This is a genomic window from Verrucomicrobiia bacterium, assembly GCA_023953615.1.
Taxonomy (GTDB): Bacteria; Verrucomicrobiota; Verrucomicrobiia; order Limisphaerales; family JADLHS01; genus JADLHS01.
The window spans coordinates 1,373,253-1,393,587 of the sequence record JAMLJH010000001.1 but is presented as its reverse complement, the minus strand read 5'-3'; the positions used below and the strand labels follow the sequence as shown (position 1 = coordinate 1,393,587).

Below are 20,335 nucleotides of genomic sequence, written 5' to 3'. Positions count from 1 at the left end.
GATTGGGCGTCGCTTTGGTTGGGCGCGCGCCGCCGGCGATCATACGTGAACCGGGCGGCGGGGAGCAATCTCCGGAAAACCAACCGGCGCCCGCCCCGGTGGGTTCAGGTGTAGAGCAAATGCGGTTGCACTCGTTCCGCCCAACCGGTCACGTCGGTCCAGGCGCGGATTTGTTCTTCAAGATGGTCGGGACCGGTCGGCAACATTTCGCGGATTCCCGCGCGCCCGATCAATTTCTCAAAATGACCGGCGCCGCTCGGGTTCGCCGTCGTGGGATAGGTGACCCATTGAAACTCGGCGCGATGCGAGTTGATGATGGCCGATAACAACCGCAGTCCGGCGGCCACGGGTCGAACGTGAGCATCTTGCGTCACTCGCAAACGCACCCCGGCGCAGCGCGCGTTCGCGAAGGGATTCTGCGTGGGCGTGAAATCAAACGCCTCAAGAGTCAGTCCCGGCATGGCGTGGGCTTTGAAATGCGCCACGAGAGTTGGCGCGCGCAACCACGGCGCGCCGAGCACTTGAAACGGTTGAGCCGTGCCGCGACCGACGCTCAGGTTGGTGGCTTCGAACAAACCCAGCCCGGGATAAAGTCGCGCGGATTCATAACTCGGCATGGCGGGCGAAGTGGGTACGAATGGAAGTCCGGTCGCCGGCCAGCGCATGGAACGGTGCCAGCCGGCGCACGGAATGACTTCGAGTTGCGCGCGTCGGTTCCATTCGGAATTCCAAAGTCGTGCCAGCTCGCCCATTGTCAACGCATGGCAAATGGGGAGAGCCGCGCGGCCCAGAAAACTGGCGTGCCGTTCCGCATCCAGCATCGGGCCCTCGGCCGTGGCTAGATCGCCACCGAGTGGATTGGGCCGATCCAACACAACCAGCGGAACGCCAGCATCGGCGCACGCTTCCAGCACATGCGACAGGGTCCAGATGTAGGTGTAGAATCGCGTTCCGATATCGGGCAGATCCAACAGCACCGCCTCGAGGTCAGCCAGACTGGCCCGGGGCGGCCGCAGTTGGTCTCCATACAAACTGACCACTGGCAAACCGGTCAACGGATCATGGCCATCGGCAATTGCGGCTCCATCGGCGGCGTTGGCGTCCAGGCCGTGCTCGGGAGAAAACAGCCGGACCAGATTGAAACCCGCCGATTGCAGCGCCTCTCGGCTGGAACGGGGCGGAGCTTGTGACCAGCGCGCCGCCGCGTTGGTGACGAGTCCATAACGGCGGCCCGGCGACCACGGCGGCGCGGTCAGCAGTTGATCTATACCGAAGCGGACGGAATTCATTTCGCGCGGGGAAGGGGTTGATTGGATTGTCAGCGGGTGGAGATTTTTGCATCCAACCGAATCGGCTCAACGGTCCGGCAAACCCAGCGCCTGGGATAACGCCCGGCGCATGGCGGTTTCCGTCATCGGTTGCACCCAGCAATAATGATCGTCGTAGCCGTCGCGCCAGCATTGATCCGTGGGAATGTAGCCGGGCGCGCCATCACCGAATCCCGCCACCATGACAAAAGATTTTGGCCGCAACTGTTGCGCGGCGAGTTGGTAGCCGACGAAACTTTCCGCCGGCAAAATGGTGAACAACGCCGCGCCACCGTTCAAATCCAGACCCGGCACCTCGATGGGTTGATCGCGGCTCACGCGGGCGCGCCAACTCAAACCGAGCGCGGCGGAAATCCGTTGCCAGCGTGTGGCGTTGGTATTGGCCAGCGTTCCGCGCATGGCTTCGATGGTGAACGCTCCGGTATCACGCGGAGGCAGGCGCAATTCCGCCGTGCGAAAGGTGATCTGGGTCAGCGGCTGGCGTTGCGTTTGTTGCCACGCTTTCAACATGCCCTGGTACAGCCGATCCGCGAGCACCGCGCGGTTGGTGGGCGCGCCCGAATTGTATTTGCCCGCCGTCGTGTCGCCGCCGCAACCGGTGAAATAAATTTGAAACACGGACGGGTCATCCTGTTGCCGGCGTTGCCGCGCCAGGCCGGGAAAATCCGCCGAGACGCCGCCCTTGCCGTAGTAACTCATGGGATGAATGGCGTAACAACTCCACGCGAGCAGCGGCGTTTCGCCATTCCAAAAACTCAGGGTCTTGAGCCACGGATCAATCTCGCCCTCCGGCGCGTCGTAGAGATTACCGCTCGCGCTGCCACGTTCCCAAGTGATTGTTCCATCCGGTCGGACGACGCGACGATTCGACGCCAGTTTTTCAATGCGCGCCTGCCCCAGACCAAAATGCGTCACCCGCCGCGCCGTGGGTAATGCGCGTTGCAAAGCCGCCGCCGTGCGTTGCACCGCCTGCTCGTGAAATTCCGGATTGCAATTCCAGCCCGGCAGCCCCTGATCATCCAGCAACCGTTGCGCGGTGAGATCGCTGATGGGCGCGTCATGTTGATGCACGGTCGCCAGCATCACGCGTTGCGGCGTGGTGTCTGCCGCGCGCGCCAGGACTTCGCGCCAGCGATCGTAGGAATCGTTGTTGCACTGACACCAATCCAGCGCCACGACCACGATCGGCTGGCCCGCTCCCAGCAGCACAAAACCCTTGGCGAACAGGGGATCAACGATTTCCCGCGCATCCGCCACGCCGCCGCCCATGCACGCGTGTCCGATGGGAATCGTGATGTCCGCCTCGAAAGTGGCGGCACGGAATTCAGCCCGGACGGTGAATAGCGCCAGCGCACTCAGCAATCCCGCCATTCCGCTCCAGGTGGCGGTTCGCGGCAGAAATGAAAAAACCATTCGCGGATTCATGATTACTGACTTGGCCGATTCCCGCAGTGTGCTCAAGCAAAAAGCGCACGCTGCCCGCCGCCGCTCGCCGCGCCAAGCCGCCACCGCGCTGGCGGCGGGCTTCACATCAATGCTGACTTGTATCTATCAATCAGCAACAAAGCCAGACCCATGATCGCTTCTGCCACCGTCAAGACGAGGCCGGGCCAGTGCAACCACGGGACTCCGAAGAAAAGGATCAACCATAAAATGATGCCAATGACTGGAATCTTCGGACCATCGGTGAACCACAGTTTGATGGTCGCAATCCAGAACACGCTCAATGCTATCATTCCGTACGGCATAAGAATTTTCGGTCAAGTGCGGCCAAGGATCACGTTCAGCGACCGGGACCAGCCAACACTGACGTTTGATTTATCCCCACGCCGCCCGCGCCCGCCACACTTTGCCTTTGGTCGGTACCGTTCAGCTTCGGATTGGGGCAGCATTTCCCCTGGGGGCGGCCGACTTCGCTCATGGTTGGTTTTGCGGATTCAATAATCGCCCTCAATTTTTCAGAAACTCCCGCCTGGACAAGCCCTAATCCCAAATTTATCCTTCAACCCCATGAACCTAATGAACGACAATCCAGTCGCTCACCTATAATGTTAGGCGGCATGGTTATCGCACTTGAAAAAGATGATGGTTCGCTGTTTGTCTTGCCGACAGTTGCGAATGCAGAAGGTTGGTTTGAGACGATTGATGTCGAGAATGGCGAGTATGAGTTTTGTGATGAGACCGGCCAGCAGTTTGTTGCGGAGATTGTCGCGCCTCCGAGTGTATTTGGTGGTGGGAGCTTTCGGTTGAGACCAAGCGGCGCACCAGACAGAGAGTTTATTCGTCAGTTGGTTGCTCGTGCGACCAATCTGTCAAGAAGCACGCCAGATATTCGGAGTCTGGATGATTTAGCCAAATTTTATGCCACCTAATTAACTGTTAGGCACCTACCACGCGCACTATGAAATCGAAGCTTCTCGTTTCTGTTTTGGTTCTGGCGGCTCTCATCGCCGGATTCTTCATTGGACAGTGGCAGACCAAGCGGACAGTTGACAGCTACATGGCCAAATTGATGAGTCCAGAGGTTCGTCGCCCTACAGCAGACTTTTCTCTCGCGGCAGGACTTATCCAGCAGATTCATCGTGGCGACACCAACGCCGCGCTCGAAGCCTTGGAGGATGAGTTAGACACCTATAATGTTAGGCGACTTCGCGCATTATGATTACATGGTTCACAAAGCGTCGGACGAAAAGCATTCCAGATGCTTGGCAGACCTTTGAACTTGGCCGTGTTGTGTGCCGATGGACGCATCCAGATGGCAAGCAGCGGGTTTATTTGATTGCACGTCACGACGGAGGTTTTGCTTGCGGCAGCGAGTATTATAGCGATGACGAGTTTGAGCATTGTTGGGTTCGACAAGGTTCAGAGGGGAGTTTTTACGGTTCGGAGGAGATTGCCGCGAGAGAGATTCACGGTTCATTTCCTTGGTCGCATGATGTTATCAGAGAGGATAGACCAGATGATTTACCAGTCGCCTAACACCGCGCTGGAGCCAACGCCGACTGCGCCTTGAGTTTTATGGATGGTTTGAGTAATACAACGATTATCAAGCCAGCGGAGCCGCTCGCCCGTCGGCGTGGCGTGGGACGTTAGACGGCAACCGTGAATGGTAAGCGCGCATGTAATTTGAAAGCGATTCTTTCACTATCGCTGATTGTGGGTTCGCTGTGCTGTCAGGCGCAGACGAACGTTTACTCGATCGCGATTTACGCTGGAGGCACATCCTATCGAGAGATTTGTTCCATGATGCTTCCGTTTCCGCCATATCACTACAAGCTGACAGAACGCAGCCGATACGAGGATGCCAGAGGGTTGGTTATTATTGATGTGGGACGCGAGAAGAAGCGTGGGGGTGTTCTCCATCGGTATCTCGACGTGGAGATTGGTTCAGAGTCGTTCACCGTTCCACTCGATCTCCCGCCACCCAAGCACGCGAGAATGTTGCCCCATGCGCTGCAGCGCGAAGCCGTCAAGGTCGCAGTCATATGTCGTCTGATACTCAATTAAACGGTCCACGCTGGGAGTTCGATCCCCCGGTGCATCTTTGGTCGGGATCACAGCCGCGGTTTGCGGTGAGCAGGCGGAGACGTTGGTTCGTTGGGCGACCATTCTGGAGAGTGGTATCGGACATCCCGTCCACCGAGGGATATCGGTTCTACGAGTTCGACGTGGCGACTGGTGAAGTGGTGAAGAGGAGAAGATAGATGCGACGAACTGCTAACAACGTCACTGATGCGAACCCGGCATGGCGTCTTGGGTTATCCGAGAATGTTCAGGCTGGCGTTCAGCCTTGGTGTGCCGACTCCCTGAGCTTGGGCATCATCGCGTCTGTGAAAGTATTCTCGAAGTTTTGGCATCGCTTGGTTTTGATTTTTGCCATCATCTTTATTTCAGGTTGCGCTGCGTCACGAAACAGTGCGCGGAGTGAGCAAACAGAAGATGAGGTATGGAAGTGCTTGGGAGAATCGCTTTACGAGTCATTTTGGGTAGATAGCAATGGAAATCCCCGCTCGCATTGAAGAAGTAACTGGAACGACGATGCTTAATCAGGACGCTGCAGTGTCTATGAGGGTCTTCAAGCGGGTCGCTGAGTTTCCGCCGGTTTTCTTTCCATGAGGTTTTGGACGCGCGGAGCGTAACGGAGTGAAGCGGTGGCGCGCGCGGTTGCGGTATCTGGAAGAACTGTTGATCCTCGAGAGGGTGTCCACAGTTTGGGAGGCTGGCAAAACTTAGCCGGAACGATTCGATTGGAGTTTGGGTGGAATGGGCCACTGGCCCGTTCGGTCGGGCTACCAGCCCGATCGCCAAACGCAAAGCGTGCGAATCCAATGGGGTGCGATCTCCGTGCGCTCGGCTGGACGGCAGGTTGCCGCCCAGAACGGCCAAGTTGGCCGTTCCACCTGGACCAACCGCATCGTTCCGGCTTAGCGCGGAGCGCGACCGAAGGTAGCCCACGGCGAGAGCCGTGGGTTGAATGTTGCACCACCCCAAGCCCCAGCGGGGCGACAGAAAGAGCGCGCAAAATTTCAGCGGGTATCGGTTCTGGACGAACCCTCAAATGTCCCTCCCGACATAACGACGGCGGTGTCGTGAGCGTGTGCCCGGCCAACAAGGTGGCTGCGGCGTCCCGCCGCAGTTCCAACCAAACCAAGTCGAAACGTCTCGGCGGCTCTTAATTTTGGAACCTGAATGTCGTCCGCGAGACGCGAACGACTACCGCCCTGAATTCGGGGCGAGCACCGGCGCGACAGCGTCTTGGACTGCGGCAGTCTTCTGCCGCTGTGGAATCATCGGCCCGCAACGGGAAAGCGGCAGAAGACTGCCGCACTCCAAAACCTCGCGGACGGAGGCGACGTACTGGCAGTGGATCAGCCGGTAACGCGCCCCACCACCCCATGTCTCGTCCTTCGTAAATCATCCCTCGTAATTCGCCTCCCCCATTCCCCATTCCTCTGCCAATCATTCCCTTGTCTCTCTGCGGAAGTGATTGGCATTGCAACACCAGAACTGGATATGGACGCGGCCCGGTGGAATCACTCATACTCCGCCGCATGAATAACCGTTGCTCTCCGATTGCCTGGATCACTTGCTACGGCGCATGGCTGTTGCTAGGCGCGCTGAGTGGCGGTTATGTCCAATCCACGGCAGCTGAACCGGTGCCCTCAAGGCCCGCTCTGCAGATCATCAGTCGCGTCGTGACGACGAATCGGCCGGGGTTTCTTTCCGCAATCTATGCCGAACCGAAAGGCAGCCGGTTGTTCGGGCTGAGTTCCGTTTCGGAGGATAACGGACGCAGCTGGTCGCCGCTCATCTGGAAGCCGGATTTTGCCGTAGACCTGCCGCACGGCTTTCGTCGCGATCCGGTCACCGCCGTTCTCGATGCGCGCACCGACCGGCTCCTTGTGGTGTTCAATGCGCTCGATACCCCGGGCCTGGACCCGAACATCATTGAGCCGCCGATCGCGCAGGAAACGTATTATCTGCGTTATCGTGTGTCGGCGGATGGCGGGCGCACCTGGCTCGGTGATGAACCCATCATTCAAACGGGCGACTACGATGCGAAGCATCCGGTGGCTGGCGTGTGGGTGGGCACAAACGCCATCTACCTCGGCGATGTCGGCTGTCTGCCAATCATTACCCGCCAGGGTCACGTGCTCGTGCCGGCGCAAATGACGGTCGTCGGTTCGGACGGCAAGCTGGCCAATCCCGCCGGCGGTTTCACTTATACCGAGGTCGTGGTGCTCATCGGCACCTGGACTCGGGAAGGGCGGTTGCGTTGGACGGCCAGTCAGCAGGTTCGCGGCGACGCTTTTCAAACCACGCGCGGATTGATCGAACCCACGTTGGCTGAGTTTGCCGACGGACGCATTCTCATGGTGATGCGCGGCAGCAACGGCGGCAAAGCGGATCCCCAGTCCGAGCTGCCCAGCCGCAAATGGTTCTGCGTTTCAAAGGATGGTGGAGAAACCTGGAGCCAGCCGGCCGTGTGGACTTATACCGATGGCGAAGCTTTCTTTTCACCCAGCAGCATGTCCACGCTCTTCAAGCACTCGAGCGGACGCGTGTTTTGGGCGGGCAATTGGTCCACGACAAATTGTGAAGGTAATCTGCCGCGTTGGCCGTTGGTTATTGGCGAAGTGGATGCGCACAGCTTGAAACTGATGCGGAACACCCTGCTTACGCTCGATACGAAGCGTCCCGAAGACGAGGCGCAGGGGCGATTGGACCTTTCGCACTTCACGTTGTTGGAAGATCGGGAAACCGGAGATATCATCGTGTGCTATCCCCGGGCGCATCACGCCTACCAATCCTACGAATGGGCTACCGTGCGCCTGGCGCTGACGGGGCGGTGAGCCGGGGCAGGCGTGGGAAAGTTTGATACTGGATGTGGCAACGAACCAAATTGATCGCGACACGACTACGCGCCGATTACGGGAACTGTTGCCACAGTAAAAATGACCGACATCACCAACCTTGACGGCCACAAACTATCGCCGTATGGCTGTGGGAGTCGCTGACGATATGCGCGTGAAACGATTGATTGGCTGGGGTGCTGGCGTGTTGCTGGCCATGATTGGCTTGGCGCTCGGTTACTATTTTTTCATTCTGGATTGGCAGGGGCGTCCGTTTTGTCACAAGCAAATCATGTTCGCCTTCCTCAACCTGATGCACCCCGGTGGTGGAGACCTTACGCACGCAAGTGAGCCGTTCCCCAACGTGCGGGGTTCGAGCCTGGAGTCGCTCGCTGCAACCAGTGAAGGCATGAACAATTTCATGGTTTGGACTAACGACTACAACTACGTGCCAGGTTTGCGGGAAGGTGATCCGCCGGAGTTGGTGTTGCTGTATTTTAACCGTCCGACCCGTTGGAATGTTCATATCAAGCCGCCCACGATTTTTGAAAAGAAAGGGTGGATCATCGTGCCCGTTGACTTCGGGGATGGAGTCCGTGCGGATGCTCACCGGGGAGAACCTGGCGAGTGCAGCGAGCGGGTATCTGAAGCGGAATTCCGTCGCCGACTGGAGGGCACACTGGATTTCATCCGCACCAATGAACGTCCGAATTGGCCGACGATCGTTGCGGAGCACACGAAGTTTTTGAACTCACTTAAATCAAACCACCAATAAGCTCTGATGGCATTCGTCGTCGAAGACGGCGATCCAGTCAACCCGACGTCCCGTCGCGGGGCAAAAGCAAAAGTGGACGAGCGGGAGTTGAGTTACCCATACTGTAGCGCATGAATCGGCGCCATTTTCTGACGGGGCTGGGTGCGGGCGGCGTACTCGCCATGCTGAATCTGGGTTGTCGCGGCACGTCATTCGCCCCGACGACAGCGCGTCGGATTCAGCCCATCCGCGGCAGTTGGATCAGTGTTTGGTGGGACGATCACCGGCATTTTTACTGGAACGAGACGTGTCGCCGGTTCACCACCGAACAATGGCAATTGGCCATCAAAGACATGGCGGACCTCGGGTTGGAATATCTGGTTTTGCTGGCGGTTGCCAAGGGCGGGCGCGCGTTTTACGACACGCCGCTGCTGCCCAAGCTGGAGCTGGTCTGTCCGGATCCCATCGGCGCGATGCTCACCAGCGCGGACCGTCACGGCGTCAAATTTTTCATCAGCAGCGACTGGTATGGCGATTGGGATGATCGCACGTTACTGGACGCGGACCTGACGGCGAAACGCTTCCAGATGATGCAAGAGCTGGCGGCGCGGTATGGACAGCACCGCAGTTTTTACGGTTGGTATTGGCCCAATGAAGCGGGATTGACGCCGTATTACTCGGACAGCTTCCAGCGACATGTGAACGAGTGCAGTCGCGAAGGACGTCAGCTTTTACCACACACGAAAATTCTGATCGCGCCCTATTTCACGCACAAGGCGGTGGACGACGACACTTACGCCCGTCAGCTCGAACAGCTCGACGTGGACATCATCGCTTACCAGGACGAAGTGGGTTGTCTGCGGATGACGCCGGAGCAGAGCGCCGCGGCTTACGGGCGTCTGCGTCGCGTCCATGATCGCGTGCCGCAACGCGCGCTGTGGGCCGACGTGGAGACGTTTGCCTGGGAAGGACCAGAAAATCAACAGACCAGCGCGCTGATTCCCGCGCCATTCGAACGGGTGCGGGCGCAACTGGAAGCCGTGTCGCCGTACGTGGACCAGATTCTCATTTACCAATACCAGGGTTTGATGAATCGCCCCGGCAGTCGCGCTTTTGCCGGACATCCCGACTCGATGAAGCTTTACACTGACTACCGCGCGTGGCTGCGATCGGATCGGCGGCCGCAAGGTTTGGCAACGTCGTAAAGTCAGCCGCGGGATAAGGGGCTATTTGCCGGAAACCGTCGGTTGGACCGTGAACTCTTTGAGCAGGCGCTTGGCTTCGCTCACTTGCGCGCCGGTCATGCGACTCTGAACTTCCTTGCGAATCTCGGTGGCTTCCGCCACGCCGCCATCCGCCGCCAAGCTCAACCATTTGTAAGCTTCCACGGGATTGGCCGTGACGCCTTGTCCGTCCTTATAGCGCATTCCGAGATGGTGCTGGGCGTACGCATAACCGCCGTTCGCGGAAGCGCGATACCATTTGAGCGCCTCGGCGTCGCTCTTGGTGACGCCTGTGCCCATCATGTAATAAGTTGCCAAGATATATTGGCCTCGGGCGTAACCCTGTTCGGCGGCTTTAAGCGTCCACTCGGCAGCTTTCTTGGGATCGTTTGGCACGCCGCGACCGGCCTCGTATAATTGCCCTAAGGAAGTTTGCGCCGCCGCATTGCCCTTCTCGGCGGCCTTGAGGTAATACTCCGCTGCGAGTTTGTAGTCGCGTTTCACGCCTTCGCCGTTGGCGTAAATCTGAGCGTATTTCAGTTGCGCTTCGACATCGCCGGCATCCGCTTTGACTTTGATTTCCGCCGGGTTGACGACTTCCTCGACAGCGGCGGGACTGGTTTCCGGTGCCTTGCCGCAGGAAACCAGAGTGAGGGCGAATAATCCAATGAGCAGCCGGGCGCCGCTCATGGTCTGGATTAAAATCGAAATGCTTCGTTGTAGTGGGTTCATAAAATCCAATCGTTTCGCTTGATGGCAGGATTGCAGTCCCGGACGGACTTCATCCTGCGGAATCCATGATCATTCGATTTGAATACTGGTTTTCGATGCATGAACAAGGTGGTTTTATTGTGTTGGGTAACGACCATTCGTCCAGATAAAAATCCACGCCCAAGACAACAAGCTCCTCAGACAACGGGGACAACATTTGAGGCTGAGAGGCCGGCGGTCGGGATCGGCTTGGCGTCGAGGCATCGCCTCAAGCGCGCGGGCAAATTTTGGTGATTCACTGCTTGACGATTACGCGTTGAACCGTATGCTTGACGAAAATTGCCCCAATGGATCAATGAAAGCAGTTTGAAATACAAGCAAACCAAGCAACCTCATACCCCTGCCATGTATTACCAAAAACCTCTCGCCTCACGAAAAGGATTCACACTGATTGAGCTGCTGGTGGTTATCGCCATCATCGCCATTCTGGCGGCCATGCTGTTACCGGCCCTGGCCAAGGCCAAAGACAAAGCCAAGGCGGCGCAGTGCATGAACAACTTGAAACAAGTCGTCTTGGCCGGCTCCATGTATGCCGGTGACAATGGAGATAGATTCTACACCATGCCCAATGGCGACATTCCTAATGGCGGGCAATGGACGGCCTCGCCCGCGTCCGAGACGCTTCTTGATCCCGCCGTGGATGGACGCGCGTACTGGGGCCTTGGTTATTTGAGCTACAACGTCAAGAGCAAGCGCGTGTATCGTTGCCCCTCCGCTTTCTACGTGGATGAATGGCGGGAGACCGGGCTGAGGTACCCCTCGGACTGGTGGCGCGATGCCAGCTACGGAATGGCGGAGCAGTTGTTGCTGCCTTACAACACCGCGGTGGAACCGAAGAATAAAAAACTGAGTGATTATCAGGACCCTACGCGGACGATTTTTTGTCATGATGCGGCGGAACAATTAATGGAAGGTTCATCCGACAGCCTGAGCGCATTCACGGATCCGCCGCGAGGTCGAATCCTGTCGCAATGGGCAATCGGGGCCGGGTTGGCCGGGTTTTATGGCAATTATGACTTTTCAAAGGAATGGTTCCGTCACGGCCAGCGCAGTCAAACGGTTTGGGTGGATGGGCACGTTTCGAGAATCCGAAACACCGGAATGAATACTGGCGGAATTGATTATCGCCATTATACCGGCACCCGCCCCAAATACGCCGTGCCCGATTAAGCGCGTCACCAACTCTTGCCACAAATTTCTATGAACCAGCTGCACCTGAAGGGAATCGCCATGGCGATGATGTTGGCCGTGTTGGGTGGATTGGGTTGCAATCGCACCGTACCGCCGCCAACTCCATTCGCTGACACTGAAGTCGCGGGCGAAATTGAGAAAGCCTTTGCCGCGGATAAACCCGCCGGGACCAAGGAACTCGCCGCCGAGATCGTCACCGCCCTGCAAGCCAAGAATTTTGGCAAGGCCTTCGAGGCCATCCAGAATCTTTCGGTGATTGAAGGCATGAGCAAAGAACAGGGCATTGTCACCAGTCGCGCCATGATGACCATCAGTGATTTGCTCCAAAACGCGCAAACGCAAGGCGACACCCAAGCTGCTCAAGCGCTCGATAATTACATCCGCAGAAAGTAAAGCCGGTCGCCACGAGCGATTCAACCGCCAGCCCGACACGGAAATGTCCCGCTGGCCAAACGGACAGGAGTCCAAACGTGGACTGACCCGGCTCCGGTCCTTGCCGCAGTGCCGCTGCTTTCTCCGCTGTAAACGCAGCTTGCGTTCGCTTTCCACCTGAGTCAGCATCCGGCCACAAGTTGCCCATGAAAATGTTCACCACATTGATCCGGGTGGGGGCGGTCCTCGGAATGATTCTGATCGCCAACCTCAACGCCGTCGCGCAACGCCAGCTCCCCGCCGAATTGAAAGATTGGCAGGACTGGGCGACTTGGGACGCCAAGCATCGGGATTGTCCGACGCCCTTCAACGATGCCGCCAAGCACGTCTGTTTCTGGCCCGGTCAATTGTCGTTGCAGGCGGATCAGAAAGCCGCGACCTGGGCGCTGGAAGTCACCGTATTCAGCAAGACGTGGGTGCCGCTGCCAGGCGGGGGCGAGGTCTGGCCAATCAACGTAACCGACGGCGGCACGGCGGTGGTGGTAGTGGAACGGGGACAGCAGCCCGCCATCGAACTCGCGCCGGGTCGCCATCAGATTTCTGGCGCGTTCCGTTGGGAAACGGAAATGCCGCAGGCCATCCACATTCCGCGCGAAGTCGGAGTGCTGGCGCTCGTGTTCGAAGGCAAAAAGGTCGAGATTCCGAACTGGGACGAAACCGGCAATCTCTGGCTCAAACGCGTTCGCGTCGAAGCCACCGACAAGGACTTGATGACCGCGCAGGTCTGGCGGGTGATTGAGGACGGCATTCCGTTGTGGCTGCGCACTGAGATCGAGTTGAGCGTTTCCGGGAAGAGCCGGGAGGAGGAGTTGGGCCACGCGCTGCCCGCCGGTTGGAATCTTTCCTATGTGGACTCGCCGGTGCCCGTGGCGGTGGATGATCAAGGTCGTTTGAAAGCCCAGGTGCGCGCGGGCAAATGGGTCATTCACGTGGATGCTTTTCGCACGGTTGACGCGGGTGAAATCAAATTCGCCGCCGGCGCGCAGCCGGTGGTCGCCACCGAGTTGGTGGGCTTTCGCGCGTTGCCCGAGTTCCGCCTGGCCGAGCTGGAAGGCTTGGCGCTGGTGGATGTTTCACAGACGACCTTCCCGCAAAAATGGCGGACGTTGCCGGTGTATCAATGGCCGACGGACCAAGCCTTTCGCCTGGTGGAAAAAATGCGCGGCATGGGCCTGCAAAAGCCGGAGGGGCTGCGGATCAACCGCGTGTTGTGGCTCGATGAAAATGGTCAAGGGCTGACGTTCCGCGATCAGGTCAACGGCGCGATGCAGCAAATCTGGCGGCTGGATGCGGCGGAAGGTCAGGAATTGGGTGCGGCAAAGATTGGCGGGCAGCCGCAGTTGATCACCGTGAATCCAGCCAACGGCGCGCCCGGCGTGGAAATTCGCGCGCGCAATCTGGAGTTGCAGGCGATTGGCCGGTCGGAGCGCGTGAGCGCCATCCCGGCCACCGGCTGGCGCGCGCCCGCCGACGGATTGAACATCACGGTGAATCTACCGCCCGGCTGGCGATTGTTCGCGTTGTTCGGAGCGGACTGGGTGGCGGGCGACTGGTTGAGCGCCTGGACGTTGCTCGATTTGTTCCTGCTGCTGATCTTTTCGCTAGCGGTATTCAAAATGTGGGGCTGGCGCGCGGGATTGATCGCGTTGCTGGCTTTTGGTCTGGCCTATCAGGAACCGTGGGCGCCGCGGTTGGTTTGGTTTTTTCTCCTCGTGCCGCTCGCGCTGCTGCGCGTGGTGCCGCCGGGGATCATGCGCAAATTGCTGGACGGCTGGCGTTGGGTGGCTGTGATCGCCCTGCTGCTCTGGTTGACGCCGTTCATCACGACCCAACTGCAAGGCGTCCTGCATCCGCAATTGGAACAACAAGGACAGAGCTACGGCACGCATTCACTTTTTTGGTGGGAAGACATGACGGGTGGAAGAGCCAAGGCACAAAGGTCGGTCGCCGCCCCACTGCCGGTTGTGGATCTCACCGTAGTGCCCGAAGCTCTCGCGGACAGCGGCATCGAAGCGGGGCGGCGTTCCTCAGCTGACGGCTTGAGCAAAATCGTCAGTAAAGTTTCTCCGGCGAGACTTGAGGCCAATCTACAATACGACGCCAAAGCCAAAATCCAGACCGGTCCGGCGGAGCCCGAATGGCGTTGGAATCAGGTGAATTTTGGTTGGAATGGCCCGGTGTCCGCCGATGAAAAATTCCGTCCCATTTTCATTCCGCTGGCGTTACATCGCGTGTTGTCCGTGCTGCGCGTAGGGTTGCTGGTGTTGTTGGGCGTATTACTGTTGCGCCGCCGCGACTCGTCCACTGGCGATCCGAAATCAGGTCGGACGTCCACCGCAACGGCTGGCGCGGCGATATTGTTATTCGCGCTGTTCACGCCGATCCAATCGTCGGCGCAACTCCCCGGCCAGGAGATGCTGAACACGTTGCGCGAGCGGCTGCTCGAACCGTCCGATGCCTACCCGCGCGCCGCCGAGATTCCCGCAGTGGAACTGCAACTGACGGATGGCGGCATCGTGATGAACGCGGAAATCCACGCCGCCGTCCGGGTTGCCGTGCCGTTGCCCGGCAAACTGCCCGCGTGGTCGCCGGTCGCGGTGAAACTGGATGGCAAACCGGAAATCGTGCTGCGGCGTAGCGATGGTTATCTCTGGATGATCGTTCCCGCGGGAGTGCATCAAGTCAGCGTGGAGGGATTGCTGCCCGCGGCGACCGAATGGGAATGGACGTTCCTGTTGAAGCCGCGCCATGTGGCCATCACCGCGCCCGGTTGGACGGTGACGGGTGTGCGCCCGAACGGCGTGCCGGAAAACCAGGTCTTCTTCGCGCGACAACGAAAAGAAATCAAAGGCGAGATCGAGTATGACCGGAAGGATTTCAACGCCATCGTGGCGGTAAATCGTCACCTCGAGATCGGCCTGGTATGGCAGGTTCATAACGTAGTGGCGCGGCTGTCGTCACCGGGCAAGGCCATCTCACTGCGCATTCCGTTGTTGCCGGGCGAGAAGGTGCTGACGGGCGGCGTGGTGGTCGAAGCGGGCTGGGCCGAGGTGCGACTGGCGGCGGGCCAGGCGGAGTTCGCCTGGGAAAGCGAACTACCCGTCGGCCAGAAAATCGCGCTCACGACCGAGCCAATGGATCGTTGGGTCGAGCGCTGGCAACTGGTGACTTCCCCGGTCTGGAACGCGGCCATCTCCGGCCTCGCGCCAGTGTTTGAAGCCACCGAGACCACGCTCGCGCCGGTGTGGCATCCGTGGCCGGGCGAAAGCGTGGTGCTCACCTTCAGCAAACCCGAGGCCGTGAGCGGCGACACGATCACGGTGCGGCGCGTGAACCATGAAATTTCCCTCGGCAGCCGCCAGCGCACCTCGAAGCTCACGCTCAACGTCGAGGCCAGCCTGGGCGACGATTTTGTGCTCGAGCTTGATCCGCAGGCGGAGATTGCTTCCCTCAAGCAGGATGAGCAGGCCATTCCCGTGCGGCGCGACGGGGCGAAGTTGATTATCCCAGTGCATCCGGGCAGCCAGGTGTTGAACATTGAATGGCGCGCGAACGAACCGCTGACCTTCCGCGCCCGGACCGACAGCGTCAAACTGCCGGTCGAGGCAGCGAACATCACCACCGTGCTGCAAGTGCCGGAAAGCCGTTGGGTGCTCGGGACGGCGGGGCCATTGCGCGGGCCGGCGGTACGATTTTGGACCGTGCTGCTCGTGGCCCTTCTGGCCGCTTGGATATTGGGACGACTGAAACTTTCGCCGCTCGGTCGCTGGCAATGGTTGCTGCTGATGCTCGGGTTGACGCAAACCTACGTCGCCGCCGGACTGGTGGTGGTTGGCTGGTTTTTCCTCGTCGCGTGGCGGGGAAAGAATCCGCAGGCCCTGCCTTCGTGGCGTTTTAATTTGTTTCAAGTTTTCCTTGCTGGTTTCACGTTGGCGACGCTGATCATTCTCGTGGCCACGGTGACGGAAGGTCTGCTCGGCAATCCGGAGATGTTCATTCGCGGCAACGGTTCGACGCGCACCTGGTTGCAATGGTTTCAACCGCGCAGCGGCCACGAACTGCCGCAACCGGTCGTGATTTCCGTGACCGTCTGGTTCTACCGGTTGTTGATGTTGGCGTGGGCGCTTTGGCTGGCTGGGGCCTTGATTCGCTGGCTGAAATGGGCGTGGACGCAGTTCAGCCAGGGCGGTTTCTGGAAACGCGCGGCAGCAAATTTGGAAACACCGCCGTCCGCGCCGCCGCCCCTGTTGAACCAGTAGCTCTGCGGGAACGGAGAAGCTCCAGACTTTTTACTTGCGTTTTAGTGGCGCGATCTCTAGGATTCGCCCAATAGTAAAAAAACCAGCCAGCGCGGGTAACGTCGCAAGACTTGGAGTCGTGCGTTGTCGCGTAAACGAAATCTGAGCAACAAGTAATGATATGAAACAAACCACCCTCTATATCGGTCGGTGTCTGGGCGTTGGCCTGGGCGCGCTGTTCATCGCCGGGACCTTGGCGGCCCAACCGGTGATCCATGACATCTCCCCCAATGGCAACCAACTGTTCCAAGCGTCCAGCCAGTTGAGTTTTGGCGTTACGGCTAATGGCGGCAATATCAATCCCGAGGGGATTTCCGTACGGCTTGTTTCGACAAATACCGCCGGCCTGATTCGGGACATCACTCTGACTTCGACCTCCGGATTGACCGTGGGCGGTACCGCGACGGAACGCACTGTAACCGCTCCGCTGAGCTTAAACGTGGTAGGCTATTCGGTGACAATTAATGTTAGCGATGCCAGTAATAAATCCGCCGTCAGCCAGGTGAACTTCGACACCCTGTCCCCGGCGGTAGTGGTCGAAATGGAAGACTTCAATTTCAATGCGGGCGAATGGGTGCCGGAGCCGCAAACCAATGGTTATGCCCGCGATATTCAGCCGATTCCAGCCGTTCAAGGAGTGGATGTGTTTGACAGTAATCTCGGCGGCGGCGGAAATCAGGCTTATCGGGACGCGGGGCTGTTCACGGAAGGTAACGGCGATACTAAGCGCGCTCCGTACATGGGCACGGGCATGACTGACTACAATGTGGGTTGGTTTGATGCGGGCGATTGGGGAAATTACACGCGACCATATCCGGCGGGCACGTATTACGTCTATTACCGCGTGGGCAGCGATGCCGGCGGGATCGGTTCCGCCACGTTATCATTGGTGACTTCGGACCGCAGTCAACCGGACCAAACCACCACCGTGCTCGGCACTTTTACGTTTTCCAGTGAGGGCTGGCAGACCTACCGCTATCGGGCCATGCGGCAGTCGGACGGAAATCTGGCCACAGTAACTCTCGACGGTTCTACGCAGACGTTGCGTTTAACTGCGTTAAGTGGACAAAACGCAAACTTCTTTGCGCTGTTTCCCGTGGATACCGCCGCCCCGACCATCGAGGATGTTTATCCCAATGGCGCCCAGTTGATTCAGCCTACCAACACCATGACTTTCGTGGTCAAATCATCGAGTTCCACCGTCGCTCCCGAAGGAATTTCCGTCACCTTGAACTACAAGACCACTTCCGGGCAGACGGGAACGACCATCGTGACTTCAACGAGTGGACTGGTCGTGGAGGGCACGGGAACGGAGCGGAGTGTTTCTTTGCCACTACGCACCGACGCTTACAGTTGTCAGGCAACGATTGAAGCGACCGATGCCAACGGTAAGATAACAGTGGCGAATTACAGCTTTGGCACGGCCAACCCGGCGTTCTCCTTCGAGGCTGAGGATTTCGATTATGGTTTGGGGCAGTTCATTGCCAATGGAGCGATTAACGCGTACAACGGCACTGATCTCCTTGAGCAGCCGGTGGAGGGCGTGGATACCCATGAGGGTGATATTCTTACCGGTAATACCGACTATCGGTTAGCCGGTCTGCATACGGAAGTCACGGGCGATTTGGTTCGAGCGCAATATGCCGACGCGGGAAAACCCGACTACAATGTGGGCTGGTTTGATGCGGGTGATTGGGGTAATTACACGCGCAACCTGCCTTCGGGCACGTTCAATATTTATGTGCGCGCCGCTTCTGGAAATGCTGCGGGCGGAGGCATCTCATTGGCCGAAGTAACCGGCGGCGTCGGTACCGTGGATCAAACCTTGGCCTCCCTCGGCACGGGCGTCATTCCCGGCATGGGCGGTTGGCAGGTCTATACGTGGGTGCCGGTAAAGGCTGCGGACGGGTCACTAGTCACCATCGAAGGCGGCCGGACCGTAACCCTGCGGATGACAGCAACCAGTGGTAATAATGTGAATTTTTGCGCATTTTTCCCGGCGGATTTGAGTGTTCCAACCATTACGGATTTGCATCCAGACGGCACGTTGCTCATCGAGGCTACCGATACTCTGTCCTTCAAAACGGAATCGGCAGGTTCGACCATTGCACCCGAAGACATTTCGGTCTCATTAAGCTATCGCACCAGTAGTGGATTGACCGGCACAACGAATCTGACGGCTGGTAACGGATTGACCGTGGGTGGCACGGCGGAGTCTCGGACTGTATCGTCGCCATTGCGCACCGATATCCTGGAATACCAAGTCACGATTCGCGTCGTTAGTGGCAACGGCAATTCTTTGGAAAGCGCGTTCCGGTTTGGCACGCTCGAACCGGCCTACTCATTCGAGGCCGAAGATTTCGACTACGGCTATGGACAATTCATTCCCGGTGCCGGAATCAATGCTTACAGCCGCGCGGCGCTCGCGGATCTGGCGGCTGAGGGCGTGGATACACACGATACCGGCGGCGGCAATACCGACTACCGGGATGCCGGCCTGCACACAGAACAGACCTTTGATCAGGCGCGTTCACAGTACGTTGCTGCCGGACAGACAGACTACAACGTCGGCTGGTTTGACCCCGGTGATTGGGGAAATTACACCCGAAATCTGCCCGCAGGGAACTTCAATGTTTATGTTCGAGCAGCCACGGGGAACTCTACGCCCAGTGAAATCTCCCTGGCCGAGGTGGTTGAGGGATTGGGCGATTATGAGCAAACGCTGGTTGATCAGGGCACGTTTGCGTTTCCGCCCACGGGTGGTTGGCAAAACTACGTCTGGGCGCCGCTTAAAGATGTTTTTGGCAACCTCGTCGAGATCGAAGGGGATCGACAAGTGACTCTGCGGGCGACGGCGGTTGGTGGCAACAATGCGAACTTCTACGCATTCTTCCCCGTGGACCCCAGCATCCCCACCATCACGGAGGTGTATCCTAACGGGGCCGAGATTCAACAGGGGACGAACAAGCTGAGTTTCAAAGTGGCTTCCTCGGCAGGCATAGAACAATCCCATGTCCAAGTGAAGATTGATGGCCAAACGGTATCCGGCCTGGTGTTCCAAGGTTCTCCGACGGCTTGGGCCGTAAGCTATCCCAATCTATCAGAACATGCGGCGCATACGGCGTCCATTACGGTGGAAGCCAACAACGGCTTAAGCCACACGGTCAATCTGGCTTTTGACACCTTTAGCCGGACCTCTCTCACCGTTGAAGCCGAAGACTTCAACATGAATAACGGAGGGTTCGTGGACAACCCCACGCAAGACGATTATTACCAGCAATTCGCTTATTCGGACGTTGACTTCCATGGTTGGAATTCTGGCGGGAACAGTAATTACCGTCCTTCTGAATGGGGATTGAACACCGAACCCTGCGGGGATGTGGCGCGGGCTTGGCGCGATCTCCCTTACGGGGATTTCAATGTTGGTTGGTTCGATAACGGCTTCTGGGGTAACTACACGCGCACTTATCCAGAGGGGCACTACAATGTCTATCTCCGGGCGGCGAACGGCACGGGCGGACCTAGTTATGTCTCGCTTTCCGAGGTCACCTCGGATCCAAGTCAGCCCAATCAGACAACTACCGCGTTGGGCACCTTCACCATCCCGGCGACGGGAGGCTATCAAATTTATACCTGGGTAGGATTGAAAGATGGTGGCGGCAATTTGGTTTCGTTGCCCTTTGATGGGGCGGCGGCTCGAACCCTGCGGCTCACCTCGAGCGGAGGCAACAACGTCAACTTCTTCATTTTGGCTCCCGCCGCCACGCCGGCACCCAGCCTGGCGATTACACGAGCTGCCGCCGGGGTTGTCATTTCCTTCGCCACCGATGCGGGCCGGACCTACCAGATCGAGCGCAAGCAGCACTTGACCGATGCCACCTGGCAACCGCTGGGTTCGCCAGTCACTGGCGACGGCACGGTCAAGTCAGTGACGGATTCAACCGCGGCTGGCAGTGGGTTCTATCGGTTGCATGTCCAGTAATGG

Annotated in this window: 15 protein-coding genes; 11 read left to right on the top strand and 4 right to left on the bottom strand. The window is 58.4% G+C overall.

Going from position 1 to position 20,335, the window contains the following annotated elements:
- Positions 1-104 precede the first annotated feature (104 nt).
- From M9920_05860 to M9920_05850, 3 genes are all read right to left on the bottom strand, one after another.
- Complete coding sequence (locus tag M9920_05860; GenBank protein ID MCO5051810.1) at positions 105-1,289, bottom strand: DUF1343 domain-containing protein; 1,185 nt, start codon at positions 1,287-1,289, stop codon at positions 105-107.
- Between the two features lie 66 nt (positions 1,290-1,355).
- Positions 1,356-2,741, bottom strand: a complete 1,386-nt coding sequence (locus M9920_05855) for a hypothetical protein (GenBank protein ID MCO5051809.1) — start codon at positions 2,739-2,741, stop codon at positions 1,356-1,358.
- Positions 2,742-2,854: 113 nt separating this feature from the next.
- On the bottom strand, positions 2,855-3,064 hold the full coding sequence (locus M9920_05850; GenBank protein MCO5051808.1) for a hypothetical protein: 210 nt from the start codon (positions 3,062-3,064) through the stop codon (positions 2,855-2,857).
- A 183-nt stretch (positions 3,065-3,247) separates the two neighbouring features.
- Between M9920_05850 and M9920_05845 the strand changes: the two genes are divergently transcribed.
- The 7 genes from M9920_05845 (at position 3,248) to M9920_05815 (ending at position 9,640) form a co-directional block, all read left to right on the top strand.
- Positions 3,248-3,700 (top strand): hypothetical protein, encoded by a 453-nt coding sequence (locus M9920_05845; GenBank protein MCO5051807.1) that lies wholly within the window; start codon positions 3,248-3,250, stop codon positions 3,698-3,700.
- Between the two features lie 29 nt (positions 3,701-3,729).
- Positions 3,730-3,990 carry a hypothetical protein gene (locus M9920_05840; protein ID MCO5051806.1) on the top strand — a complete coding sequence of 87 codons (261 nt, stop codon included), beginning with the start codon at positions 3,730-3,732 and terminating at the stop codon, positions 3,988-3,990.
- Positions 3,987-4,307 carry a hypothetical protein gene (locus tag M9920_05835; protein MCO5051805.1) on the top strand — a complete coding sequence of 107 codons (321 nt, stop codon included), beginning with the start codon at positions 3,987-3,989 and terminating at the stop codon, positions 4,305-4,307. The genes M9920_05840 and M9920_05835 overlap by 4 nt, the downstream gene beginning before the upstream one ends.
- A gap of 147 nt (positions 4,308-4,454) precedes the next feature.
- Positions 4,455-4,835, top strand: a complete 381-nt coding sequence (locus M9920_05830; GenBank protein ID MCO5051804.1) for a hypothetical protein — start codon at positions 4,455-4,457, stop codon at positions 4,833-4,835.
- A 1,544-nt stretch (positions 4,836-6,379) separates the two neighbouring features.
- Positions 6,380-7,681, top strand: a complete 1,302-nt coding sequence (locus M9920_05825) for a glycoside hydrolase (GenBank protein MCO5051803.1) — start codon at positions 6,380-6,382, stop codon at positions 7,679-7,681.
- Between the two features lie 145 nt (positions 7,682-7,826).
- Positions 7,827-8,456: a hypothetical protein gene (locus M9920_05820; protein ID MCO5051802.1), complete on the top strand. Its 630-nt coding sequence runs from the start codon at positions 7,827-7,829 to the stop codon at positions 8,454-8,456.
- Positions 8,457-8,566: 110 nt separating this feature from the next.
- Positions 8,567-9,640 carry a DUF4434 domain-containing protein gene (locus M9920_05815; GenBank protein ID MCO5051801.1) on the top strand — a complete coding sequence of 358 codons (1,074 nt, stop codon included), beginning with the start codon at positions 8,567-8,569 and terminating at the stop codon, positions 9,638-9,640.
- Between the two features lie 21 nt (positions 9,641-9,661).
- On the opposite strand, the gene M9920_05810 is transcribed toward M9920_05815, so the two are convergent.
- The gene (locus M9920_05810) at positions 9,662-10,390 is read right to left on the bottom strand and encodes a sel1 repeat family protein (protein ID MCO5051800.1); all 729 of its coding nucleotides are present in this window, start codon (positions 10,388-10,390) and stop codon (positions 9,662-9,664) included.
- Positions 10,391-10,774: 384 nt separating this feature from the next.
- On the opposite strand from M9920_05810, the gene M9920_05805 reads away from it, so the two are divergent.
- The 4 genes from M9920_05805 to M9920_05790 all read left to right on the top strand — a co-directional run bounded on the left by M9920_05805 (position 10,775) and on the right by M9920_05790 (position 20,332).
- Complete coding sequence (locus M9920_05805) at positions 10,775-11,599, top strand: prepilin-type N-terminal cleavage/methylation domain-containing protein (protein ID MCO5051799.1); 825 nt, start codon at positions 10,775-10,777, stop codon at positions 11,597-11,599.
- Between the two features lie 30 nt (positions 11,600-11,629).
- Positions 11,630-12,013, top strand: coding sequence for a hypothetical protein (locus M9920_05800; GenBank protein MCO5051798.1), 384 nt, complete (start codon positions 11,630-11,632; stop codon positions 12,011-12,013).
- A 185-nt stretch (positions 12,014-12,198) separates the two neighbouring features.
- Positions 12,199-16,311 carry a hypothetical protein gene (locus tag M9920_05795; protein ID MCO5051797.1) on the top strand — a complete coding sequence of 1,371 codons (4,113 nt, stop codon included), beginning with the start codon at positions 12,199-12,201 and terminating at the stop codon, positions 16,309-16,311.
- Positions 16,312-16,471: 160 nt separating this feature from the next.
- A complete protein-coding gene (locus M9920_05790) occupies positions 16,472-20,332 on the top strand; it encodes a carbohydrate-binding protein (protein MCO5051796.1) in 3,861 nt (1,286 codons plus the stop codon).
- Positions 20,333-20,335 lie beyond the last annotated feature (3 nt).

Excerpts from the sequence above, each read along its gene's own strand:
- M9920_05860 (MCO5051810.1), bottom strand. The coding sequence starts at position 1,289 with ATGAATTCCGTCCGCTTCGGTATAGATCAACTGCTGACCGCGCCGCCG.
- M9920_05855 (MCO5051809.1), bottom strand. The coding sequence starts at position 2,741 with ATGGTTTTTTCATTTCTGCCGCGAACCGCCACCTGGAGCGGAATGGCG.
- M9920_05850 (MCO5051808.1), bottom strand. The coding sequence starts at position 3,064 with ATGATAGCATTGAGCGTGTTCTGGATTGCGACCATCAAACTGTGGTTC.
- M9920_05845 (MCO5051807.1), top strand. The coding sequence starts at position 3,248 with ATGGTTGGTTTTGCGGATTCAATAATCGCCCTCAATTTTTCAGAAACT.
- M9920_05840 (MCO5051806.1), top strand. The coding sequence starts at position 3,730 with ATGAAATCGAAGCTTCTCGTTTCTGTTTTGGTTCTGGCGGCTCTCATC.
- M9920_05835 (MCO5051805.1), top strand. The coding sequence starts at position 3,987 with ATGATTACATGGTTCACAAAGCGTCGGACGAAAAGCATTCCAGATGCT.
- M9920_05825 (MCO5051803.1), top strand. The coding sequence starts at position 6,380 with ATGAATAACCGTTGCTCTCCGATTGCCTGGATCACTTGCTACGGCGCA.
- M9920_05820 (MCO5051802.1), top strand. The coding sequence starts at position 7,827 with ATGGCTGTGGGAGTCGCTGACGATATGCGCGTGAAACGATTGATTGGC.
- M9920_05815 (MCO5051801.1), top strand. The coding sequence starts at position 8,567 with ATGAATCGGCGCCATTTTCTGACGGGGCTGGGTGCGGGCGGCGTACTC.
- M9920_05810 (MCO5051800.1), bottom strand. The coding sequence starts at position 10,390 with ATGAACCCACTACAACGAAGCATTTCGATTTTAATCCAGACCATGAGC.
- M9920_05805 (MCO5051799.1), top strand. The coding sequence starts at position 10,775 with ATGTATTACCAAAAACCTCTCGCCTCACGAAAAGGATTCACACTGATT.
- M9920_05800 (MCO5051798.1), top strand. The coding sequence starts at position 11,630 with ATGAACCAGCTGCACCTGAAGGGAATCGCCATGGCGATGATGTTGGCC.
- M9920_05795 (MCO5051797.1), top strand. The coding sequence starts at position 12,199 with ATGAAAATGTTCACCACATTGATCCGGGTGGGGGCGGTCCTCGGAATG.
- M9920_05790 (MCO5051796.1), top strand. The coding sequence starts at position 16,472 with ATGAAACAAACCACCCTCTATATCGGTCGGTGTCTGGGCGTTGGCCTG.